Raw genomic sequence first — 20,155 nt, forward strand, 5'->3', positions numbered from 1 at the left:
GTAGTCAAATGCACCTGTTTATTTTGCAGGTTATTGATTTATCTAAACTTTAATAATGGCACGCTTCATGTAATCACCCGGTAAGCATTCTGACTACCGAGGTGAAGAAAAATGAAGAGCGAGTTCGGCAATCGTCTGGCAGTGGTCACGGGCGCAAGTTCGGGAATCGGCCTTGCGCTGGTGCAGCGTTTACTCGAGAGCGGCGCATCGGTCGTGGCCATGGCGCGAAGTCGTGGCGGGCTAGCGCCGTTGGAGGAAGTCGCGGGAAGTCGACTTCACGTCATCCAGGGCGATGTGAGGGAGCCTGCCGATCTGCAAAGGGCCGCGTCTTATACTCGAGCCCTCGGCCCGGTGGACTTTCTGGTGCCCAACGCTGGCGTGGCGGTGCTGCAAGACACCCTGGACACGAACGGCTTTGACCGTAACTGGTCAGTCAACGGAGCCGGAGCGCTCAACACGTTGTCGGCTTTTCGGACTCAGCTGGCGTCGCCGGCATCGGTGGTGTTCATCGGCACGTTTCTCAGCGCCCTGGCGTTCCCCGGCCTTGCTGGCTACATCGCCTCGAAAACCGCGTTGACCGCCCACGCCCGCACGCTGGCTGTGGAACTGGCGGGCGCCGGCATTCGTGTGAACGTGGTGTCGCCAGGCCCGACGGCGACACCGATCTGGAGGTCCCTCGGCCTGGACAACGTCAAGCTGACCGCGGTGGCGCAGGCCGTCAACGAGCGGTTGCTCGACGGCACGTTTCTGGAGCCTGAGGCGGTGGCGGATGTGATCATGTTTCTGCTGTCCGGCAGCGCCCGCAGCATCTACGGCCAGGAAGTCATCGTGGATGGCGGGTACACGCTGCGCTAGCGCGTGAACCATGAAGGACCGGCACGGTGCGTTCGACGTCTTCGATGCCGAGTGCCGGTCTTTGATTAATGCTCGAAGGCCAGCGGTCAACCCGCAGCCTTCTGATGCGATGCATGTTGTGCCCCCCGCAACAAGGCCGGGCTCAGCGTCCTCCCTTGATTCGCGCATCGGTCATGCCCGCTGCCTCAGGCCGTGGGCCTGGCTTCCTGAAACCCATGGTCACGAAGAGGATGCCGCCTGCGATCGCGATCACGCCTGCCGTCAGCGATGGGGTCAGGTGCTCGCCGAGCATGGCAACCGACATCAGCAGCCCCACGATCGGTACGCCAAGCATCGCCGACGCCATGCTGGTGCTGGAAAGCCACATGCTTGCCGCATTCACGGCACAGAAACAGAACGCGGTCGCCAGTGGCCCGACGAACAGGATGACCTCCCAGAAGGTGCGTGAGCCGTCCCCTGAAAACGGGCCTTCCACTGCTCGGGCGAGTATCAGCAATGGCGCCGACGCGACGAGCATTTGCCACGGCGCCAATTGATACGCACTGGAGTCTCCCTTGTAGTAGCGCAAGTGGAGAATGCAGATGGCCCAACAGAGTGACGCGCAGAGCAGCAGCAGATTCGCGCGGATGATCAAACCGTTGTTCCAGTCGAGCGCCATCGGATTGAACAGCACCGCCACGCCGGCAATGCCGAGCAACGTGCCGATCAGTTGGGTGCGAGTGAGTCTTTCACGAAAGAACAGCACAGCGGCCGGCAGTACCCAGAGCGGCGTGGTGTAAGCGAGCACCGCTGAACGTCCGGCCGGAATGTCCGCCATGGCCACCGAGCCCAATACGGTGAACGCCAGCATCTGCAAAAGGCCAACGCTCAAGAGCAGCGGCAGATCCCGGCGAGTCGGCAGGCGCAGGGTGCCGGTGATGAGTTGTAACGCGAAGAGGCAGGCGGCGCCGGTGACGAATCGACTCGCGGAAAACCAGATGGGCGTGATGTGAGACAGCCCGGTTTTCATCACTGGCCAGTTGGCCCCCCAGATCAGGATGGCGATCAGCAGCAAGGCCAGGCCGTTGGCTTGTCTGGACCTGAGGTTGAATCGGGTTTGTCCGCCCTGAGTGCAGGCTGCCGCGCCGGGACATTGATCGCTTGCGTTCCCCATGATGCTCACCTCATTAGTTGATGAGGTCATTTTAAATGATGGGTATCAGATTATTTCTCTCAAGATCCTTGCCAATCGCCGCTGCGCAGTATAAATATTCTTCAAAAACGTCCATTTGAAGAGTAAATACCCTATGCATCGTTTGGATCGCACCGATGTGAACATCTTGAATCAGCTTCAGGCAGACGCCCGGATTACCAATGCCGAGCTGGCGCGTGCGGTCAATCTGTCGCCGACGCCTTGCTTCAACAGGGTCAAGGCCATGCAGGAAAAAGGGCTCATTCGTCAGCAGGTGACGCTGCTCGATCCAGAGCCGCTGGGCTTGCACCTGAACGTCTTTATTCACGTCAGCCTGGAGAAGCAGGTCATCGAAGTGCTGGCGCGATTCGAGGCGGCGATTGCCGAGCGCCCGGAAGTCATGGAGTGCTATCTGATGTCCGGCGATGCGGACTATCTGATCAGGGTGCTGGTGTCGTCCATTCAGGCGCTTGAACGGTTCATCCTTGACCATCTCAGCAAGATTCCCGGCGTTGCGAACATTCGTTCCAGCTTTGCTCTCAAGCAAGTGAGGTACAAAACCGCCTTGCCGCTGCCGCCCAACGGAATGACCCTGATTGAAAAGACCTGATCAAGTGGTGCGCATGTTTCAACACGACGCTGAGCTGGCGTCGCCTTAACGGAGGTGCCAGGGCCGTGGGACAGGTGAGGTGCCAGCGCGTGGGAGGCAAGTTGAAGCGATGGACACGCTGCCCGGGTGGCGGACAGCGTGGGAAGGGGGCTGGCTGACTGGCAATTTACCGGGTGGAAGGTTTCGAGACCTCCAGTCTGAATACCTTGAGCGGCCATTGGACCTTCGACGTTCCTCCGTTGAACAGGCCGACCCGATCGACTTGAGCGGCCGGCAGGTATATGCGGCCTTGCGGGTCGAATGCGGGGGCGTCTACCCAATGCAGTGCAGGGTCGGAAACGATGCTTTCAATGTTGCCTGAAACGCTGATGCGCTTGAGGGTATCGGTTGCCAGGTCGCTGAAATAGAAATTGCCTTGCTTGTCCATCGCCGTGCCGCCCACTGGAGGCAGGTCACGCCAGAACTGAACGCTGGCGGAGAGTGACTCAGGCGCCAGCGCGGCATCGTTGAGCAAGCGTGTTTCAACCTTGTACCACGGGCCTTCGAGCGCGGCGAAGTACAGCCATTTGCCGTCGATGCTGGTTTCCAGCGGGTCGGAATGAACGCGCAGTGCCGTGCCATCGGGAGCTCTGACCACCTTGCCGCTCAGGATGATATCTCTGTCTGCCGGTGCGTGGGTCGCCGGGCTGTCCTCCAGAACCCGGCGCATCGAACCGTTCTTCAGGTCCAGCACAACGATGCCTGGCACGCCCGCATCGCTCAAGTAAGCGTGATCGCCGTTGAAGCGGATGTCATCGATATAGCTGCCGTCTTTGGCGATCGTGGAATCGAGCACGATCACTTTGACCGTTTTGCCGGACTGCACATCGACGACCACAAGCTTTGCGCCGCCGGGGATGACATGACCGCCGAAACCGGTGACGCCGGCGTCGACGATCCACAACTGCCCCCGGTCATCCTGATGCAGGGCGTTGACGTTGATGAACCGCTGCGACGCGGGAATCGATGCATCGTCGCTGTTCCAACGGGCGTCTGGAAAAGCAATGGGCTCGCCGCTGGCATTCAGTCTGGATACCGATGGTCCCTTCATCCCTGTCCATTTGGGACCTGATACGTAGACCTTGCCGGCGCCGTCGACAGCGACGGCGTTCCACACCGCCTGCGAGGTATGAGCGACCACCTCGAGCGCACTGTCGGCGGCATTGGCATTGGCATTGGCATAAGCGGCGAATACGCTCATGGCCACGGGAACCAGCCAGCGTTTCCTGAAGGTTGTCATCGGCGAAACTCCGTTGAGAGTTGAAAGTAGAAGACGATGATCGCGTTTCCCGAATATCCTGATAATCACGTCAATACTGGAAAGAATTTCGTCGGTATGAAGAAGATCATCCGTCTGGACGACCTGCACATGTTCGTGACAGCCGCCAAGTTGGGCAGTTTTTCAGCGGCGGCGCGTGCGCTGGACACATCCCCCGCATTCGCCAGTGCGGCCATTCAGAGGCTCGAGGGCCAGCTCGATGTGCGCCTGTTTGTGCGCTCCACCCGGCGTCTGCGCATTTCAGACGAAGGTGAGCGCTACCTGCCTCATGCCGAGGCGGCATTGATTGCGCTGACCAGCGGCGAAAGGGCGCTGGATGAGGGGCGTGACGAGTTGTCGGGGCCGATACGGTTGTCCATGCCGTCGGACCTGGGACGCAACGTGCTGCTTCCGTGGCTCGAAGCCTTTCAGGCCGAGCATCCACTGATCCAGTTGCAACTGCGCATCAGCGACAGCGTGGTCGACTTCTTCACTGACCAGATCGATGTCGGCATTCGCTATGGCCTGCTTGCGGATTCAAGCCTGATCTCGCTGCCTCTGGCGCCGTGGAACCGGCGCACGCTCTGCGCGTCACCCGATTACCTGGCCAGGCATGGCGTGCCGGAAAGCCTGGATGCCTTGGCCCGGCACAATTGCCTGCGCTACGTCATGAGCGAGCAGACCCACGAGCGGTGGACCTTCCATACCAGAAATGGCCCGAAAACCGTGGTGGTGACAGGCGATCGGGTGAGTGATGACGCGGATGTCGTGCGTCGTTGGGCGGTGAGCGGAGCGGGTATCGTTTACAAATCCCGGATCGATGTCATGGCCGACCTCAAAGCCGGACGGCTGGTCGAAGTCTTCGCCCAGGAAGTGGGTCAGCCTGCTCCCTTGCAGATGGTCTGCGCACACCGTCACTCGCTCACGCCTGCCGTGCATAAGCTGCGCACATTTCTCGCGGCGCGGTGCAGCCAGTTGCACGATGTCCCGCGCGACAGCCAGGACATCGCGCACCCGCCGCTGGATCAAGAGGCGGGCTTGATGTAATTGGCCGTACCGTCGATCCAGTCCTGGCGGGCTGGAGTGAAGACATCGACGTCGACGGTGCCGTCCTCCAGCGAACGAAACTCATGGGGCACATTGGCCGGAAACACGATCACTTCCCCGGCGCGGACCACGAAGCGCTTTCCTTGCGAGAAAACTTCAACCGATCCCGCGGTAATCCAGGTGATCTGTTCGTTGACGTGGTGGTGCAAAGGTAAGACAGCGCCTTTGGCAAAAACCCATCTGGCCAGCGTGCTTTGGGCGTTGTGAACGGTTTGACGGGTGATGCCGGCACCCATGTTCTCCACCGGAATCTGACTGAAGTCGTACAGGTCCGGCAGGGCATGCCGGAAGGGCGATATCGTCGGTTGCTGGCCTTTTCCGGGCGCATCGGCGATCGACGGCTCAGCCGCGATGGACTGACCGCTCAGGAGAACGAGTGAGGCGAGGAGCGGAAGGGCGAATGCTTTCATGTTGAAACCCAATAAGTTGCTGCAGGCGCCGAGACTGCGGTGGCGCCCGGCGCAGTGTTCAAGGAATGGCGGTCAGTCTCATTGCACGAGGTCGAGCACTCGGACGTCCAGCGGGGCGGCCAACAGTGGTTCCGCCGTTTTCAGGAACTGCTGGAAGTGGCCTGAAGCGGCGTGCTCGTCGAGTGCTTTTTGATCCCGCCAGATCTCGTAAACGATCAGCACTGTCGAGTCGGCGCGATCGACATGCAGGTCATACCGAATGCAACCCGGCTCCTGCCTCGAGCGTGGGACTAACGTCTGCAGTGCATTCAATAACTGCGTTTGCGCGCCTTTGACCGCCTGCAGTGTGGCAACCAGGTAGAGCGGTGTGGCTGGGCTGGATTGGCTGTTCATCAGATGACCTTCCGGCAGAGTGTGTGAGGTGGCGATCAGCGGGCGATCACGATTTTTCCGATGGCTTGGGCGGATTCCAGTCGATCATGGGCCGCCCCGGCGCCTTCTCGGGTAAACGCAAAACGCTGGTCGATCAGCGGCCGTATCAGACCTCTGTCGACGAGCGCCGCGACCCTGCGAAGGATGTCGCCATGATGCTTTCGTTCGACGTTGTGAATGATCTGAATGGGCATGAACACCAGATCGAGCTTGAGCCCTTTGAAATGCATGTCGGTCAGGTCATAGGTGTCGTAGCCGATGATAGAAACGACGTGACCTTTGAGTTTTGCGGCTTTGAGCGAATTCTGCAGAACCTTGCCCCCGAAGGTGTCGAACACCGTGTCGAAGCCCCTGGAACCGGTAATGCGTTCGCTGTATTGCTCGGGTGTTTCGGCGTTGTACAGCGCGATTTCATCGGCGCCCAGTTTTTGCGCGATGGCCGCCTTTTCGGACGTTGAGACAGTGGTGGTCACCCGTGCCCCCATGGCCTTGGCCAGTTGAATCGCAATATGCCCCACGCCACCGGTGCCGCCCTGAATCAGCACATTATCCATCGGCTTGATCGACGCGCGATCAACCAAGGCTTCCCACGCAGTGATCGATACCAGCGGCAGCGCGGCAGCGTCGGCGAAGGACAGCGACTCAGGCTTGAGAGCGATCAGGTCCGCATCGGCCTCCATCTGCTCAGCCAGTGCGCCCGGAATACCGACGACTCCGCCGGCACAGCCATAAACCGCGTCGCCTGCCTTGAAGCCGGTCACGCCTTCGCCCACGGCGCTGATGATGCCTGCCACATCCATATGCAGAACCGCCGGAAAGGTGAGACCTGCGGTCCCTTCGCTGCCTTGACGGATCTTGGTGTCGACAGGGTTCACACTGGTCGCCTGCACGTCGATGACCACATGGCCGGGACGGGCCTGAATGTCCGGCAGGTCCATGTCTTCGAAGACTTGAGAGTCCCCATGCCGGTTAATGACGATCGCTTTCATCGTTGCTCCAGAAGTCAGTTCACAATGGCTGAAAATTATCATCGAGCATCTGGAACGAATAGGCGATAATCGTTGCGACTTACGGTCCCATTGGTTGCTAATTCATGCTTGATTCCATCGATGACCTGCGGTTCTTCGCCGAGGTCTATGCCAGCGGCTCCATTCGTGCCGCCGCAGAAAAACTCGGCATCAGCCCGGCCGGTGGCAGCAAACGGCTGCTGGGACTTGAAGATCGCATCGGTCATCGCCTGTTCAATCGCACGACGCGCCGCCTGAGCCCGACGACCTACGGCGAACACTTTCACCCCCATGTGCTGACCATCCTCGAAGGCGTCGATGCCGCTCAGCGCGTGCTCGCCAACGATGCCGACATCGCCGGCAGACTGCGCATCACTGCGTCGGCGACGCTGGCGCGCAGTTACCTGTCAGAGGTGGTGAGCAGTTACCTGAATCGCTACCCGAAGGTGTCGGTGGAGCTGGATCCCACAGACCGCATGGTCGACCTGATCGCCGAGGGCGTGGACCTCGCCATCCGCTACGGCGCGCTGGAAGACTCAACCCTCATCGCCCAGCAGATCACGCCCTGCAGACGGCTGGTCTGCGCGTCCCCCTCGTACTGGCGCGACCACGGCATGCCTTCGAGCCCGGCGCAGCTCAGCGCGCACACGGCCTTGATCATCGGGGCGCAGCGGCGTTGGGTCTTCGCCCGTGACGATGTCCAGGAGGCTGTGCGCATGCGAGGACGGTTCGCGGCCAGCATGGGGGAGGTCGTGAAACAGATGGCCCTCGACGGACATGGCGTTGCACTGCTCGCCGACTGGCACGTTGCCGAGGATTTGAGAGCAGGGCGTCTGGTCGAGGCGCTGGCCGACTGGAGCGTAGAGCCTCCGATCGGCATCTTTGCGGTCTACCCGTCGCGAGAAAACGTTTCGCCTGCCGTGCGCAGCTTTATCGCCCACCTCAAACAGCAGGTCAGCGAAAAGCCGTTGGCATGACGTGATGGCCGAGGCCTGTTCAGCCCACGCACTCCAGGCCTGAGCAGGCGCTGCGTGGCAAGGGCCGTCGACCGTCCGGCGTTCAGACACCCGGCGGGAAATCCGTGGAGAAAGCAAGTTCGCGTTGAGCTTCCAGGTCCGCCAGGCGCTTGCCGATTTGCTGATGCATCGCGTTGAAAGCGTCACTGCCCAGCGCAATGCGTCGGGGCGCCGGATGCTGGTCGACGCTGTCGATCATCACTCGCACCATTTTTTCGGGATCACCCTGAGGGACCGCGGTGGCGGCCTCGATCATCTTGCGTGCGAGGTTGGCCGGAGAGTCATCGTACGCCGCAAGCGGCGGCGTGAGCTGCGAATTGGCATATCGAAAACGGGTTCGCGCGCTGCCCGGTTCGATCAACGTGCAGCCGATATTGAACGTGGCGACCTCCATTGAAAGTGCGTCGACGAAGCCTTCAATGCCCCACTTGGCGGCGTGATACAGCGAAGCGCCAGGAAACGCGGCTTGCCCGCCCACGCTCGACAATTGAATGATTCGCCCGCCGCCGGTGTCACGCAGATGAGGCAGCGCCGCGCGAATGACCTGCATCGAGCCGATCAGATTGGTGTTGATCTGATGGAAAAGTTGTTCATCCGTCGCTTCTTCCGCAGCCCCGATAAGCCCGTAGCCGGCGTTATTGACCACAACGTCGATCCGGCCGAGCGCTGCGAAGGCACGGTCGACGACGGAGCGCACGGTCAGCGTCTGGGCCACGTCGAGCTCGGCCAGCCATAAATGTTCAGGGTAACGCGCTTGAAGATCGGCGACGCTGGACAGCGTTCGCACGGTTCCCGCAACCCGGTCGCCGCGGGTCAACAGCTGCTCAGCCATGATGCGACCAAAGCCGCTGCTGATTCCGGTAATGAGCCATGTACGTTGCATCTGGAGTCTCCTTGGAAAAACAGGATGTCCATTTTAGGGGCGGGTATTGTCCGATTGATGAGGTATCCTCTCGTTTTCATGCGCGAAAATCTGATATGCACGCTGATCCCTTTTCTGACCTGTTGTGGATGATGAACGCCCGGACAGTTGCCTCGGGTGGATTGATGGCCGGGGGCAGGTGGGCGCTCGACATTCCCGCTCCGGATAACGTGAAGTTCTGGGGTGTGGCACGGGGCAGTTGCTGGCTGAAAATCAAGGGGGTCAGAAAGCCCATTCATCTGCAGTGCGGTGAAGTCGTGCTGATGACCGCCGCGCAGCCCGTCATCATCGCAAGTGATCTGAAGGCACCGCGGATGGCGCTGCGAGATTTGCTCAGCTCCCGCCAAGGCGCCATTGCTTACCTGGGCAGCGGTGAAGAGTTTTTCATGATCGGCGGTAACGTTCAGCTGGCTCACGCAAACGCCGATCTGTTGTTGAACGCGCTTGCCGGACACGTGCATATCAGCGCCGAGTCAAGGAGAGCGCCAAGCTTGCTCTGGTTGTTGAACCGGATGATCGAGGAGCGCGAAGAGGACATGCCCGGTGCGTCGGCGGCTTCGTCGCAACTGGCGCATCTGCTGTTCATCCAGATCCTGCGCGCCCACCTCGAAGGGGGAGGGAGGGTCGATCCCGGTTGGCTGAAAGCAGTGAGCGACAAGCGTCTGGCTCCCGCCCTTCGTTTGATTCACAGCGATCCCGGACGCACCTGGCCGCTGGAGACGCTGGCCCGCGCGTCGGCCATGTCTCGCGCGGCGTTCTCGGCGTATTTCAAAAGTGTCGCGGGCATATCCCCCGTGGCGTATCTGACGGCGTGGCGAATGAAACTCGCCGAACGAGCGCTGCGCGAGGAGCGGGTGTCACTCAGCGCACTGGCCCAACGACTGGGGTACGGGTCCGACAGCGCCTTCAGCAACGCCTTCAAACGGCTCACCGGCGTTTCACCCAGCCACTACCGGAACGCCCACGCAATCGACGGCGAGGGATGATCGAGCGTTGCTCCGTGATCCCGCTGATCCTGCGCCTCGCCCATACCCCAAAGCACCGCGACGCTGAATTCAGCACGAACCTTCAAGACCCTGTTCCTGCACGGGCGATCATTCCCGCAACACCGCTGTTGCGACGGGCGCAAAGCTTCGTTGCGCGGCGGGGCCATTCTGGCGAGTCGCACGCTCCTCTACGCTGGCATGCCGCTCCAGGCCAGATCCAGCGAGATTGCTGATACTCAACGGCGCCTCAACTGTCTGGTTGGCGGCGCGTCCGGAAAGCTCGTCACAGGGAGAAGGCGTCCTGATGAATCGCAGAACACTTTACGGTGCGTTGCTGGGTGCGGGAGTCCTGGCCGGGGTTTGCGCGTTGCTGATCCTTTGGCGTCCTGCCATCGATCCCGTCACCGTCGTCCCCACGTTCGATGCGCAGCAGATTGCGCGGGGTGCTCGGGTGGCCGAAGCGGGCGACTGCGCCGTCTGCCACACTCGCCCGGGCGGCAAGCACCTGGCGGGCGGTCTGCCGCTAGTGACGCCGTTCGGCACGCTGTACACCACGAATATCACCCCAGACGCTGAAACCGGCATCGGCCAATGGTCGCCGGACGCTTTCACCAGGGCGATGCGCAAAGGCGTCGCCCGTGATGGTCACTTTCTCTATCCCGCATTCCCCTATCTGCACTACAGCCAGATGAGCGACGGCGACATTGCCGATGTGTACGCGTACCTCATGAGCGGGCCGCCGGTTCATGCGCCGGCGATGGAAAACCACATGAACTTCCCGATGAACATCCGCCCACTGGTTGCGTTCTGGAACCTGCTGTTTCTGCACACCGATCCGATCGTCGCCGACCCGAGCCGCAGCGAGCAGTGGAACCGTGGCCGTTACCTGGTGGACGGCGCCGGGCATTGTGCGGGCTGCCATTCGCCGTTGAATTTCATCGGTGCCGAGAAGTCGGGCGAGTACCTTGCCGGCGGCAGCGTTGACGGATGGGACGCACCGTCGCTGCTGGGAATGGCGGCCCGCGCTCAGCCGTGGACCAAGGATCAACTGGTCGGCTATTTGCGCGGCGAGGTCGTGGCACAGCACGGCACGGCAGCCGGACCGATGCGGCCGGTCAGCCTGAGCCTTGGACGTCTTCCGGCCACTGACGCCGAATCGATCGCGGAATATGTGCTCAGCCTGACCTCGAGCGAGCACGTGGCCGAGGTGACCGCGGCGCGTCAAGCACCAGCCGCGCAACAGTCGCTCGGCGAATCACTGTTCGCTGGCGCCTGCGCGGGCTGCCATGCCCAGGCGGCGCCGATGCGCGTCATCGATGGCCGTCCGGGGCTGAATCAGACGTCTGCACTTCGTGCGGCCAGCCCGCGCAATTTCCTGCAGACCGTGCTGCAAGGCATTCCGGCGCTGCCGGGCAAACCGGGTCCGGCCATGCCGCCCTTCGCGGCAAGCCTGGACGATGACCAGATCATCGCGCTCGCCGCCTTCCTGCGTGCGCAATCGAACCCTGCCCAGCCATGGCCAGACCTTTCTGCCACCCTCCACGACTTGCGCCAGGAGGCGAAATGACTCACCTGACTTTGAACGTCAACGGCTCTGCCCATGCGCTGGACCTCGAGCCGGACATGCCGCTGCTGTACGCGCTGCGCAACCATCTGGGCCTCAATGGCGCGAAATATGGCTGCGGCCTGGGCCAGTGCGGCGCCTGCACGGTGCTGGTCAACGACAAGCCGGTGTTCTCCTGCCTCACGCCGTGTGCCGGCATGGAGGGCAAACGGATCCGCACGGTCGAGAGCCTGGGTACCGCGGAGGAGCCGGGCGAACTGCAGCAGTCCTTCATCGAGAGTCAGGCTGCGCAGTGCGGTTACTGCATCGCCGGCATGCTGATGCGGGCGCAGGCACTGCTCGAGCATGACCCGCACCCCGACGAGGAGGCGATTCGTGCGCACATGGCGACCAACCTGTGCCGCTGCGGCACGCACTTGCGCATCATCGACGCGATCAGTCGAATCGCCCGGCGGGAGGTGCCCCATGAGCAACAATGACGCAGTGGGCTTCAGCCGCCGGGCGTTTCTCAGGGGCAGCACGCTGCTGGTCGCTTTTTCCCTGATGCCCGTTGCCCGGCGGGTGCTCGCCGACACCGAGGTCGATACGTTGGGGACGGTGATACTGGCGCCTGATCTGGCGGGCAGTCTGCGCACCAATCCCTACCTCGACGCGTGGATCAGAATCGACCCGCAAGGCATCACGGTCTACACCGGCAAGGTGGAACTGGGAACGGGGGTCAAGACGGCGCTGCTGCAAATCGCGGCGGAGCGACTGGAGGTCTCGCCCAAGGCGATCAACCTGCTGACCGCCGACACCGCGCTGACGCCCAACGAGGGTTACACGGCCGGGAGCCACAGCATCTTCGACAGTGGCACGGCGTTGTTCAACGCTGCCGCGCAGGTTCGCCAGTTGCTGCTGGAATCAGCCGCGCACCGCTGGGGCGTCGACCTGGCATTGCTGAAAACCGTCGAAGCGACCATCCACGCACCGTCGGGCCAGACGATGAGCTACGCCGATGCCGTCGTCGGAGTCGATCTGCATCGCTATGCCCAGCAGCAATCCCCGGCGATGGCGCCTCAGGCTTTCAAGCTCATCGGGCACTCGATACCGCGTCTGGACATCCCGGCCAAGGTCAGTGGCGGCGCGGCGTTCGTGCAGGACATGCGGCTGCCCGGCATGCTGCATGCCCGGGTGATCCGTCCGCCGCGTCCTGGCTGCCGGCTGGAGACTTTCGACAGCGAGGCGATCGCGCAACTGGCCGGCGTGGTCAATGTCATCCGCGATGGCAACTACCTGGCGGTGGTCGCCAAAGACGAGTGGCAGGCGGTCAAGGCGATGCGACTGGGGTACGAGTCGGCTCAGTGGAGCGGCGGCGAGGCTGTGCCGGATTCGGCCTCCATCCACACGCTTTTGAAGCAGCTGCCGGCCCGACGTTATCCCATCAGCCATACGGGCTCATCTTCCCCGGGCGGCGCGAAGACTTACCGCGCCAAAACCACCAAGCAATACCTCATGCACGGGTCGATCGGCCCTTCGTGTTCGGTGGCCTGGTTCAAGGACGGCATGCTGACCGTCTGGACCCACACGCAGGGCGTGTATCCACTGCGCGCCGGTATCGCGCAAATGGTCGGCCTGCCGCTGGAAAAGGTGCGCTGTATCCACGTCGAAGGTTCCGGTTGCTATGGGCACAATGGTGCGGACGATGCGGCGGCCGATGCGGCGCTGATTGCGATGCGATCCTCGAATCTGCCGGTGCGCGTGCAGTGGATGCGCGAGCAGGAGAACCTCTGGGAGCCCTACAGTTCGGCCATGGTCACCGAGCTTGAGGCGAGCCTGGATGCCAATGGCCGCATCGGGAATTGGGCGTATGAGCTCTGGACCACGCCCCACAATGAGCGAATCGTCAATGCCGGGCGGCTGATTCCCGCACGCCTGTTGGCGCGTCCTTTCGCGTCCGCGCCCTCGGTGCCCATCGCGCAACCGGAAGGTGACGGTGATCGCAACGCCATTCCGTTGTACGAAGTGGGCGCCACCCGGATCGACATGAATTTCGTGACCCAGATGCCGTTTCGCACTTCCGCCATGCGCTCGCTGGGTGCGCATATCAACATTTTTGCCATCGAAGCCAGCATCGATGAGCTGGCCCGGCAGGCCGGTGTCGATCCCGTGCAGTTCCGTCTCAGCCACTTGACCGACCCGCGTGCACGCGCAGTCGTCGAACAGGCCCGGGACGCATTCGGCTGGCTGGGCAAACCGGCGGCTGCCGGCTCCGGTGTGGGTTTCGCCTTCGCGCGTTACAAGAACATCATGGGCTACTGCGCCGTGGCCGTTCAGATCAACGTTCACCCGCAGACCGGTGAGATCAGCGTCGAACGGGTCGTCACTGCGGTCGATGTCGGCCAGATCGTCAGCCCTGACGGGCTGCGCAATCAGGTGCAGGGCGGCATTGTCCAGTCGATCAGCTGGACGCTGTTCGAGCAGGTCGACTACGACGCTGGCGGCGTGCGCAGCTACGACTGGAGTGGATACCCGATCCTGCGGTTCCCGCAGCTTCCCCAGGATGTACAGGTCCATCTGCTGGATCAGCCTGGCGAGCCGTTCCTCGGCGCCGCCGAGATCGTGCAGGGCCCCATGGCCGCGGCGCTCGGCAATGCCCTGGCCGACGCAACCGGCAAACGCTGCCTCGACTTGCCGCTCAGCCGCGCGCGCCCGGTGGCTTGAGTGGCTGTCAGCCGGAAAGGTCTGAAGCGGTCATGTCGCGCTGTCGAGAAGGTGCACGCGGCGACGACCGCGCAGGTTTTTGTGCGGGACAAGCTGACAACGTTGGAACCTGCGCAGGAGCGATGTGTCTCAGCGCAATAACCCGATTGGCTTTTGAACTATGACGACTTGGTACAGCAGGTCCCTCGGCACTTCGTCGACGATCTATGCCGCGCTCCATGACTTGAACACGCTATGTACGCGCATATGCCCCACCTTGACGGTTCCTTACCTGCTGGTCATCGATACGGTGACCGTCGAAACCATCGCCTTTTTTGCACCCGAAGACGCCGCGCTCGGCGTAGCCTTTGGCGCAACGCCTTGCGCGGCGCCGGTGATTGACGGGATTCGATTCGTGGATCTGGGGTATTCGCCGTTGCCGCCGTTCGAACTGCAATCCGGGCTCGGGACCACGGGGCAGTCTGGCGGAGCAGGCGAGGCGGGGGTTGCCGCGTCCAGGGCCTCTGCCCACTGCTGAGAGGAGGCCTGATCGCCGGCTTTCGCCGGCGATCAGGGGGTGCTGCCCGAACCGTTTCGGGCAGCAGGTTTTCAGGTCAGAGCGACCATTTCACCGAGAACATCAGATTGCGCGGGTCGCCATAGACACCCGTGCCCGAGGCGTTGGGGATGCCCTGCCAGTAGCGGGTGTTGAACAGGTTGTTGACGTTGACGCGGCCGTCCCAGTGCTCGTTCAGCTTGTAACCGGCCATCAGGCCGACGATGCCGTAGGCGTCCTGGTCCGCAGTGCCCGTTCCAACCCGGTTGAAGGTCTTGCTCTGCGCCAGAACGTCGGCACCGACGCGCCATTTATGCAGCTCGCCAGGCAGCGTGTAAGAGGTCGCCGCTTTGAACAGGTGCTTGGGCTGTTCCGGAGCGAAGAGCTTGCCTTCGTTGTTGTTCGGGTCTTTCTGGAACTGACTCAAGACGTAGGTGTAGGACGCCGAGAATTGCCAGTCAGGCGTCAGCGCACCGCTGATCTCTGTGTCGATGCCGCGACTGCGGACATTACCGGCCTCCGAACAGCTTCGGGCAGGGAAGCCCGGGCAGTTGGCCGAAGTCTGATTGTCGAGCGCGTAAGCACGGTCTTCCTGCTCCAGCTCGAACAGCGCCACCGACGCCTTGAGCGCGCCATTGAAGTACTCACCCTTCAGGCCGATCTCGTAGTTCTTGCCGGTGGACGGCTTGAGCACGCTGCCTGCCGCGTCCAGCTCGCTTTGCGGCTTGAAGATCTCCGTGTAGCTGGCATAGGCAGAGTAGGTGTCGTTCAGGTCGTAAATGACACCGGCATAAGGCGTCACTTCGCGCACGGCTTTGTAGTCGCTGTCGCCCTTGAGGTCGTTGTAGTCGTACCAGCTGACCCGGCTGCCGATGATCACGTGCAGCGGATCGATCGGGTTCAGGCGCGCTGCGGCGTAGATGCCTTCCTCGGTCGCAGTGTTCTGCACGTTGTACAGGCTGGTGTCGACGTCAGGCTTGGGCACCGAGTGAGTCGGGTTGTAGAGGTCGATCGGCGTGCCGTCGGTCCAGCCGCCCCATTGGTGAAACTTCTCCTGGCGATGGCTGACGCCCACGACCAGTTCGTGCTCGCGGCCGAACAGCTGGAACGGGCCGGTCAGCGATGCGTCGAGGTTGGTCTGATCGTCGTCGTCGCGGTATTTGCCGTGGTACTGCTGGAAACCCAGTCCGTCATAGTTGCCGACATAGCTTGAGAAGGTGTCGGCCTCGGCCCAGATTTTCTGTGCGGCGATTTTCGCGGACCAGCCATTGTCGAACCGGTGGGTGAGGTCAGTGAACAGGCTGATGTTGTCTTTGTTCCAGTACGACCAGTCGTTGCTGAGGAAGCTCGAACGCTTGAGGTGCAAGTCTTCGCCGTTCGGGCCGCTCGGCAGTCCGCCCCAGTCCGACGTGTTGTCGTCGCGCTGCTTGGATGCGCCGATTGTCCAGGTCGTCGAATCGTTCAAATCGGCTTCCAGGATGCCGTAGAACGTCTGACGCTGATTTTCGCGAATGTCGGAGAAGCTCTTGTCGTCTTCGTAAGCTGTGACGACGCGCCCGCGCACGGTGCCGGATTCGTTGAGTTTGTTCGAGGCGTCGATCTCGGTGCGATACCGGTCCCAGCTGCCTGCGCTGGTGGTAACGCTGACCTGCGGCGTCGCGGTCGGACGTTTGCGCACTAGGTTGAGCGTCGCCGCCGGGCTGCCGGCGCCGGTCATCAAACCGGTGGCGCCACGCACCACTTCAACGCGGTCGTACATGGCCAGATCGGCACCGGAAATCACGTCTTGCGTGTAGGTGCTGATGCTCGTCGGCAGGCCGTCGTACATGATGTTGTCGATCTTGAAGCCGCGCGACAGGAACTCCTGACGGTCAGACGCGGTTTTGTGCAGCGTCACGCCTGGCGCGTACTTGACCACGTCGTTCAGGTCGTTCATGCCCTGATCTTCCATGCGCTGGCGCGTGATGACGCTGACCGATTGTGGCGTCTCGCGGATCGACAGCGGCAGCTTCGTCGCCGTGTTCATGGAACCCGTCGTATACGAGCCCGAGTTCTCGGTCGTGGCCATGCCGGCGATACCGTAGTCGGCATTGATGTCCACGCTCTGCAATGCAACCTGGCCCTGGCCTGCCGCAGCCGTCTGCGCTGACGGAACGACCCGCGCGGTGTTTCCTTCGATGGCCATGGTCAGCCCGCTGCCCGCCAGCAACTGCTGCAACGCCTGCGCCGGCTCAAGGTCGCCGCGAATGGTGGGCGCCTGCTTGCCCGCGACGGATTTCGCGTCGAAGACCACCTGCATACCGCTCGAATTGCCGACTTGAGTCAACGACGTTGCCAGGGATTGGGCAGGCATATCGAAATGAACAGGTGCAGCGATCGACATCGGGGTGAAGCCGACTGCAACAGCAGTGGCCAGAAGCGAGAAAACTGGGCGGTGCATGAAGAAGCTTCCTGAGGTTTAAAGATCTGCTCAGCTTCCCTGCAGGTGTTGTAAAGCGTGCTCCGTCACGCATAGCAAAGCGCCATGAGGGCCGGATGTTAACAAAAATTTCACATATTACAAATGCAAATCGTTCGCGATCAAAAACAGGAGAGATTCATATTTGATTTTCGGTGTAAGTCTGAAATGCGGACATTCAGACACCCACGGTGCCACCACCGCGGCCTGTCCACGGATCTCGGCAAAGTTATTGGAGCTGCGGCGGGAATCGCGCCGTCAGGCATTCATCAGATTGGCGCGTGCCAGGTCGATGAAGGCTCTGAGCGCAGAGGAGGGATTGCGGCGGTTGGCGTAGTACAGGCACAGGTTGTCGCGAGGAGGCGTCCAGTCTTCCAGCACTCGCTCGAACTGCCCGGCTTCGATCTCGGGAATGACGTCCTGCTCCATGAGAAACCCCAACCCGACGCTCTCCTGCACCACAGCCTTGGCCACGCTCGACTCATCAAGGGTAAGGGGTCCGGTGACATCCAGCCGGGTCGTTTCTCCGTTCTTTTCGAAGTGCCACGGGTAGATCCCGCCGTTTGGCAGACGGATTCGCAGGCAGGGGTGCTTGAGCAAATCGGCCGGTGTATGCGGGCGTCCATGGACCTTGAAGTAGGCAGGCGTGCCCACCACGGCGTAGCGCTGCGACTGGCCGAGGGAGACCACGATCATGTCGCTGGGGATCAGATTCGCCGCCCTCACGCCCAGGTCGAACCCGTCGGCGACAATGTCGACCAGGCGGCCTTCGGTGACCAGGTCGATGTGCACCTGCGGATAACGCCGCATGAACTCCAGCACCAAAGGCAGAAGTGCGGCGCGGGCAGCGGTGGCGAACGCATTGATGCGCAGCACGCCGGCAGGACCGGCATTGTGGGAGCGGACCGCGTCCAGACCGGCGCGCAGGTCCTGTAGCGCAGGCCCGACGTGCTGAAGAAACAGTTCGCCCGCATCAGTCAGCGACACGCTGCGGGTGGTGCGATTGAACAAACGCGTTTCCAGGCTCGCTTCCAGCTTCGCGATGGTATGGCTCAGCGCGGTGGTCGAGATGTCGAGGTCGATGGCCGCCTGGCGAAACGAGCCTCGACGCGCAACCGCCATGACGGCGTCCAGTTCGTTGAGGCTGACGCGAGGATCGGGCATTTGATTGTCCTGAAAAGCGGGATAGGTCGTTAACGATTGGCCCAGTTGAGCAAATTATCCTACAGGCGGCAAGATGGATCGGGCGAACAACACATCAACCTGATCCGGGAAAAACCGCTTATGAATCTTCGACTTCCTGACGTCCAGCAGACGTATTTCGACATCGGTAACGGCTCACTGGGAACCACGCCATGAACCTCGACCTGAACGGCAAGCGAATTCTGGTCACCGGTGGCACCAAGGGTGTGGGGCAGGCGGTGGTGAAGCTGTTCACCGAGCAAGGCGCCCGCGTGCTCACGTCAGCCCGTCAGCCGACTCCTGAACTGCCGGACGAGATGTTCGTGACGGCTGATCTGTCGACGCTCGAAGGTTGCGACGCGCTGGTCGCCGCGACCCGGCAACGCCTTGGCGGGGTCGATGTCATCGTCCACGTGTTGGGCGGCTCATCCGCACCCGGCGGTGGTTTTGCCGCGCTTGACGAAGAGCAGTGGCAGCGCGAGCTGGCCCTCAATCTTTTGCCCGCCGTGCGTCTGGACCGCGCGTTGCTGCCGGACATGCTGCCGCGAAAGGAGGGCGTCATCATCCATGTGACCTCGATTCAAAGTCGGCTGCCATTGCCTGAATCCACCACGGCGTATGCCGCCGCAAAGGCGGCGCTCTCGACCTACAGCAAAAGCCTGTCCAAAGAGGTGTCGCCAAAGGGTATTCGTGTGGTGCGAGTGTCGCCGGGCTGGATCGAAACCGAAGCGTCGGTGGCATTCGCCCAGCGTCTGGCCGATCAGGCAGGCACCGACTACGAAGGCGGCAAACGCCTGGTCATGGACGCCATCGGCGGCATTCCACTGGGTCGACCCTCGACGCCCATGGAGGTGGCGCAGCTCATCGCCTTCCTGGCGTCACCTTGCGCGTCCTCCATTACCGGGAGCGAATTCGTGATCGATGGCGGAACGGTGCCCACGGCCTGGTAAACATCCCGCACGACCCGGCATGAGTTCAGAAAACGAACCCATGCCCCAGCTCACCTTCCATCCACTCGAGAAACCGTCGCACCCGGGGAAAGCTTGAGTGGGCTTTGGGGAACACCAAGTGATGGGCGGCGACCGGTGCGCTGAGCGATTCGGGCGAGACCTCCACCAGTTCCCCCGAGGCCAGGTATTTTTGCGCCAGCAGCGAGCTTTCCAGTGCGAAGCCCAGCCCATGGCTTGCGGCTTCGAGGGTCATGTAGGAGCGATCGAAACTCAGCGCGTAAGGATGTTCCGGGCGTGCCAGGCCGTGTTGGGCGAACCAGGCAGGCCACTTCAACAGCGTGGCTTCTGACAGGATCAGGTCGCGGTCAAGCAGATCCGCGGCCTCCCGGACCGGCCTGCGTGCGAGCAGTTTCGGCGCCGCGAGTACCGCGAACGTTTCGTTGCGCACGGTGCGCACCTCATAGCTGGGCCAGTTGGGCACGCCGTGACGAATGTCGACATCGATCTTGTCCCGGCTGAAGTGCAGCGACTCATACGAGCAGGAGAGGTTGATCTGAATGTCGGGATGAGTCAGGCGAAAGGCTTCCAGCCGCGGCATCAGCCACAGCAGTCCGAAACTCGGCGATGAGTGCAGGCGCAGACAATCGAGACTGACGTCGCTGCTCGCGCGTTCGGTGGCCACGGCAAGGCTGTGCAGCAGGCCGGAAACGTCCTTGAGGTATTGCTCGCCCACCGGCGTCAGGGTCACGCCCCGGGCATTGCGCACGAACAGCTGGCGACCAATCATCGCCTCCAGATTGGCCAACTGATGACTGACCGCAGACGGCGTCAGGTCCAGCGCTTCGGCCGCTCTGGCGACGTTGCCGAATCGCGCGGTCTGCTCGAAGGCCTGAATTGCTCTCAACGGTGGCAGGGACGGTGCGACGTCGGAAGGGGTGGACATACCCGCA

At 61.9% G+C, this 20,155-nt stretch carries 19 protein-coding genes; 10 read left to right on the forward strand and 9 right to left on the reverse strand.

What is annotated here, in order from left to right; translation table 11 throughout:
* The first annotated feature begins 111 nt into the window (after positions 1-111).
* Positions 112-855, forward strand: a complete 744-nt coding sequence (locus AAGQ88_RS11280) for an SDR family oxidoreductase (RefSeq protein WP_285424746.1) — start codon at positions 112-114, stop codon at positions 853-855.
* 142 nt (positions 856-997) lie between these two features.
* Here the strand turns inward: AAGQ88_RS11280 and AAGQ88_RS11285 are convergent, their stop codons facing one another.
* Positions 998-2,008 carry a DMT family transporter gene (locus tag AAGQ88_RS11285; protein WP_342655373.1) on the reverse strand — a complete coding sequence of 337 codons (1,011 nt, stop codon included), beginning with the start codon at positions 2,006-2,008 and terminating at the stop codon, positions 998-1,000.
* Positions 2,009-2,141: 133 nt separating this feature from the next.
* Here AAGQ88_RS11285 and AAGQ88_RS11290 point away from each other — a divergent pair, with 133 nt between their 5' ends.
* Complete coding sequence (locus tag AAGQ88_RS11290) at positions 2,142-2,636, forward strand: Lrp/AsnC family transcriptional regulator (protein ID WP_285424748.1); 495 nt, start codon at positions 2,142-2,144, stop codon at positions 2,634-2,636.
* Positions 2,637-2,802: 166 nt separating this feature from the next.
* On the opposite strand, the gene AAGQ88_RS11295 is transcribed toward AAGQ88_RS11290, so the two are convergent.
* Positions 2,803-4,044 (reverse strand): L-dopachrome tautomerase-related protein, encoded by a 1,242-nt coding sequence (locus AAGQ88_RS11295; protein WP_342655374.1) that lies wholly within the window; start codon positions 4,042-4,044, stop codon positions 2,803-2,805.
* On the opposite strand from AAGQ88_RS11295, the gene AAGQ88_RS11300 reads away from it, so the two are divergent.
* Positions 4,012-4,980 carry a LysR family transcriptional regulator gene (locus AAGQ88_RS11300; protein WP_342655375.1) on the forward strand — a complete coding sequence of 323 codons (969 nt, stop codon included), beginning with the start codon at positions 4,012-4,014 and terminating at the stop codon, positions 4,978-4,980. The genes AAGQ88_RS11295 and AAGQ88_RS11300 overlap by 33 nt on opposite strands.
* Here AAGQ88_RS11300 and AAGQ88_RS11305 read toward each other — a convergent pair.
* The 3 genes from AAGQ88_RS11305 to AAGQ88_RS11315 all read right to left on the reverse strand — a co-directional run bounded on the left by AAGQ88_RS11305 (position 4,959) and on the right by AAGQ88_RS11315 (position 6,871).
* Positions 4,959-5,450, reverse strand: a complete 492-nt coding sequence (locus AAGQ88_RS11305) for a cupin domain-containing protein (RefSeq protein WP_342655376.1) — start codon at positions 5,448-5,450, stop codon at positions 4,959-4,961. The two genes, AAGQ88_RS11300 and AAGQ88_RS11305, sit on opposite strands and share 22 nt — an antisense overlap.
* Positions 5,451-5,528: 78 nt before the next feature.
* Positions 5,529-5,843, reverse strand: a complete 315-nt coding sequence (locus tag AAGQ88_RS11310) for a putative quinol monooxygenase (protein WP_285424752.1) — start codon at positions 5,841-5,843, stop codon at positions 5,529-5,531.
* A gap of 35 nt (positions 5,844-5,878) precedes the next feature.
* Positions 5,879-6,871, reverse strand: coding sequence for a zinc-dependent alcohol dehydrogenase family protein (locus AAGQ88_RS11315; protein WP_342655377.1), 993 nt, complete (start codon positions 6,869-6,871; stop codon positions 5,879-5,881).
* Positions 6,872-6,975: 104 nt separating this feature from the next.
* Here AAGQ88_RS11315 and AAGQ88_RS11320 point away from each other — a divergent pair, with 104 nt between their 5' ends.
* Positions 6,976-7,866 carry a LysR family transcriptional regulator gene (locus AAGQ88_RS11320; RefSeq protein WP_342655378.1) on the forward strand — a complete coding sequence of 297 codons (891 nt, stop codon included), beginning with the start codon at positions 6,976-6,978 and terminating at the stop codon, positions 7,864-7,866.
* 82 nt (positions 7,867-7,948) lie between these two features.
* Here the strand turns inward: AAGQ88_RS11320 and AAGQ88_RS11325 are convergent, their stop codons facing one another.
* Positions 7,949-8,788, reverse strand: a complete 840-nt coding sequence (locus AAGQ88_RS11325; RefSeq protein ID WP_342655379.1) for an SDR family oxidoreductase — start codon at positions 8,786-8,788, stop codon at positions 7,949-7,951.
* A gap of 11 nt (positions 8,789-8,799) precedes the next feature.
* Here AAGQ88_RS11325 and AAGQ88_RS11330 point away from each other — a divergent pair, with 11 nt between their 5' ends.
* From AAGQ88_RS11330 to AAGQ88_RS11350, 5 genes are all read left to right on the forward strand, one after another.
* The gene (locus tag AAGQ88_RS11330) at positions 8,800-9,813 is read left to right on the forward strand and encodes an AraC family transcriptional regulator (RefSeq protein ID WP_342655380.1); all 1,014 of its coding nucleotides are present in this window, start codon (positions 8,800-8,802) and stop codon (positions 9,811-9,813) included.
* Positions 9,814-10,117: 304 nt separating this feature from the next.
* Positions 10,118-11,380, forward strand: a complete 1,263-nt coding sequence (locus AAGQ88_RS11335; RefSeq protein ID WP_342655381.1) for a cytochrome c — start codon at positions 10,118-10,120, stop codon at positions 11,378-11,380.
* Positions 11,377-11,856: a (2Fe-2S)-binding protein gene (locus AAGQ88_RS11340; RefSeq protein WP_342655382.1), complete on the forward strand. Its 480-nt coding sequence runs from the start codon at positions 11,377-11,379 to the stop codon at positions 11,854-11,856. Before AAGQ88_RS11335 ends, AAGQ88_RS11340 begins: the two co-directional genes overlap by 4 nt.
* On the forward strand, positions 11,843-14,080 hold the full coding sequence (locus AAGQ88_RS11345; protein WP_342655383.1) for a molybdopterin cofactor-binding domain-containing protein: 2,238 nt from the start codon (positions 11,843-11,845) through the stop codon (positions 14,078-14,080). The genes AAGQ88_RS11340 and AAGQ88_RS11345 overlap by 14 nt, the downstream gene beginning before the upstream one ends.
* Before the next feature lie 256 nt (positions 14,081-14,336).
* Positions 14,337-14,597, forward strand: coding sequence for a hypothetical protein (locus AAGQ88_RS11350; protein ID WP_342655384.1), 261 nt, complete (start codon positions 14,337-14,339; stop codon positions 14,595-14,597).
* A 76-nt stretch (positions 14,598-14,673) separates the two neighbouring features.
* Here the strand turns inward: AAGQ88_RS11350 and AAGQ88_RS11355 are convergent, their stop codons facing one another.
* Both AAGQ88_RS11355 and AAGQ88_RS11360 read right to left on the reverse strand, forming a co-directional pair.
* On the reverse strand, positions 14,674-17,055 hold the full coding sequence (locus AAGQ88_RS11355) for a TonB-dependent siderophore receptor (protein ID WP_342655385.1): 2,382 nt from the start codon (positions 17,053-17,055) through the stop codon (positions 14,674-14,676).
* 276 nt (positions 17,056-17,331) lie between these two features.
* Positions 17,332-18,237: a LysR substrate-binding domain-containing protein gene (locus AAGQ88_RS11360; protein ID WP_342655386.1), complete on the reverse strand. Its 906-nt coding sequence runs from the start codon at positions 18,235-18,237 to the stop codon at positions 17,332-17,334.
* Between the two features lie 191 nt (positions 18,238-18,428).
* On the opposite strand from AAGQ88_RS11360, the gene AAGQ88_RS11365 reads away from it, so the two are divergent.
* Entirely contained in the window at positions 18,429-19,205 is a 777-nt protein-coding gene (locus tag AAGQ88_RS11365; protein ID WP_342655387.1) for an SDR family oxidoreductase, read from the forward strand.
* 25 nt (positions 19,206-19,230) lie between these two features.
* Here AAGQ88_RS11365 and AAGQ88_RS11370 read toward each other — a convergent pair whose 3' ends face one another.
* Entirely contained in the window at positions 19,231-20,148 is a 918-nt protein-coding gene (locus AAGQ88_RS11370) for a LysR substrate-binding domain-containing protein (protein WP_285424764.1), read from the reverse strand.
* Between the last annotated feature and the right edge of the window lie 7 nt (positions 20,149-20,155).

The sequence above is a fragment of the Pseudomonas sp. F3-2 genome, assembly GCF_038804275.1.
Lineage (GTDB): Bacteria > Pseudomonadota > Gammaproteobacteria > Pseudomonadales > Pseudomonadaceae > Aquipseudomonas.

What these genes read in the sequence shown, in the direction of transcription:
- AAGQ88_RS11280 (WP_285424746.1), top strand. Translation starts at nt 112, where the DNA reads ATGAAGAGCGAGTTCGGCAATCGTCTGGCAGTGGTCACGGGCGCAAGT.
- AAGQ88_RS11285 (WP_342655373.1), bottom strand. Translation starts at nt 2,008, where the DNA reads ATGGGGAACGCAAGCGATCAATGTCCCGGCGCGGCAGCCTGCACTCAG.
- AAGQ88_RS11290 (WP_285424748.1), top strand. Translation starts at nt 2,142, where the DNA reads ATGCATCGTTTGGATCGCACCGATGTGAACATCTTGAATCAGCTTCAG.
- AAGQ88_RS11300 (WP_342655375.1), top strand. Translation starts at nt 4,012, where the DNA reads ATGAAGAAGATCATCCGTCTGGACGACCTGCACATGTTCGTGACAGCC.
- AAGQ88_RS11305 (WP_342655376.1), bottom strand. Translation starts at nt 5,450, where the DNA reads ATGAAAGCATTCGCCCTTCCGCTCCTCGCCTCACTCGTTCTCCTGAGC.
- AAGQ88_RS11310 (WP_285424752.1), bottom strand. Translation starts at nt 5,843, where the DNA reads ATGAACAGCCAATCCAGCCCAGCCACACCGCTCTACCTGGTTGCCACA.
- AAGQ88_RS11315 (WP_342655377.1), bottom strand. Translation starts at nt 6,871, where the DNA reads ATGAAAGCGATCGTCATTAACCGGCATGGGGACTCTCAAGTCTTCGAA.
- AAGQ88_RS11320 (WP_342655378.1), top strand. Translation starts at nt 6,976, where the DNA reads ATGCTTGATTCCATCGATGACCTGCGGTTCTTCGCCGAGGTCTATGCC.
- AAGQ88_RS11325 (WP_342655379.1), bottom strand. Translation starts at nt 8,788, where the DNA reads ATGCAACGTACATGGCTCATTACCGGAATCAGCAGCGGCTTTGGTCGC.
- AAGQ88_RS11335 (WP_342655381.1), top strand. Translation starts at nt 10,118, where the DNA reads ATGAATCGCAGAACACTTTACGGTGCGTTGCTGGGTGCGGGAGTCCTG.
- AAGQ88_RS11340 (WP_342655382.1), top strand. Translation starts at nt 11,377, where the DNA reads ATGACTCACCTGACTTTGAACGTCAACGGCTCTGCCCATGCGCTGGAC.
- AAGQ88_RS11345 (WP_342655383.1), top strand. Translation starts at nt 11,843, where the DNA reads ATGAGCAACAATGACGCAGTGGGCTTCAGCCGCCGGGCGTTTCTCAGG.
- AAGQ88_RS11355 (WP_342655385.1), bottom strand. Translation starts at nt 17,055, where the DNA reads ATGCACCGCCCAGTTTTCTCGCTTCTGGCCACTGCTGTTGCAGTCGGC.
- AAGQ88_RS11360 (WP_342655386.1), bottom strand. Translation starts at nt 18,237, where the DNA reads ATGCCCGATCCTCGCGTCAGCCTCAACGAACTGGACGCCGTCATGGCG.
- AAGQ88_RS11365 (WP_342655387.1), top strand. Translation starts at nt 18,429, where the DNA reads ATGAACCTCGACCTGAACGGCAAGCGAATTCTGGTCACCGGTGGCACC.
- AAGQ88_RS11370 (WP_285424764.1), bottom strand. Translation starts at nt 20,148, where the DNA reads ATGTCCACCCCTTCCGACGTCGCACCGTCCCTGCCACCGTTGAGAGCA.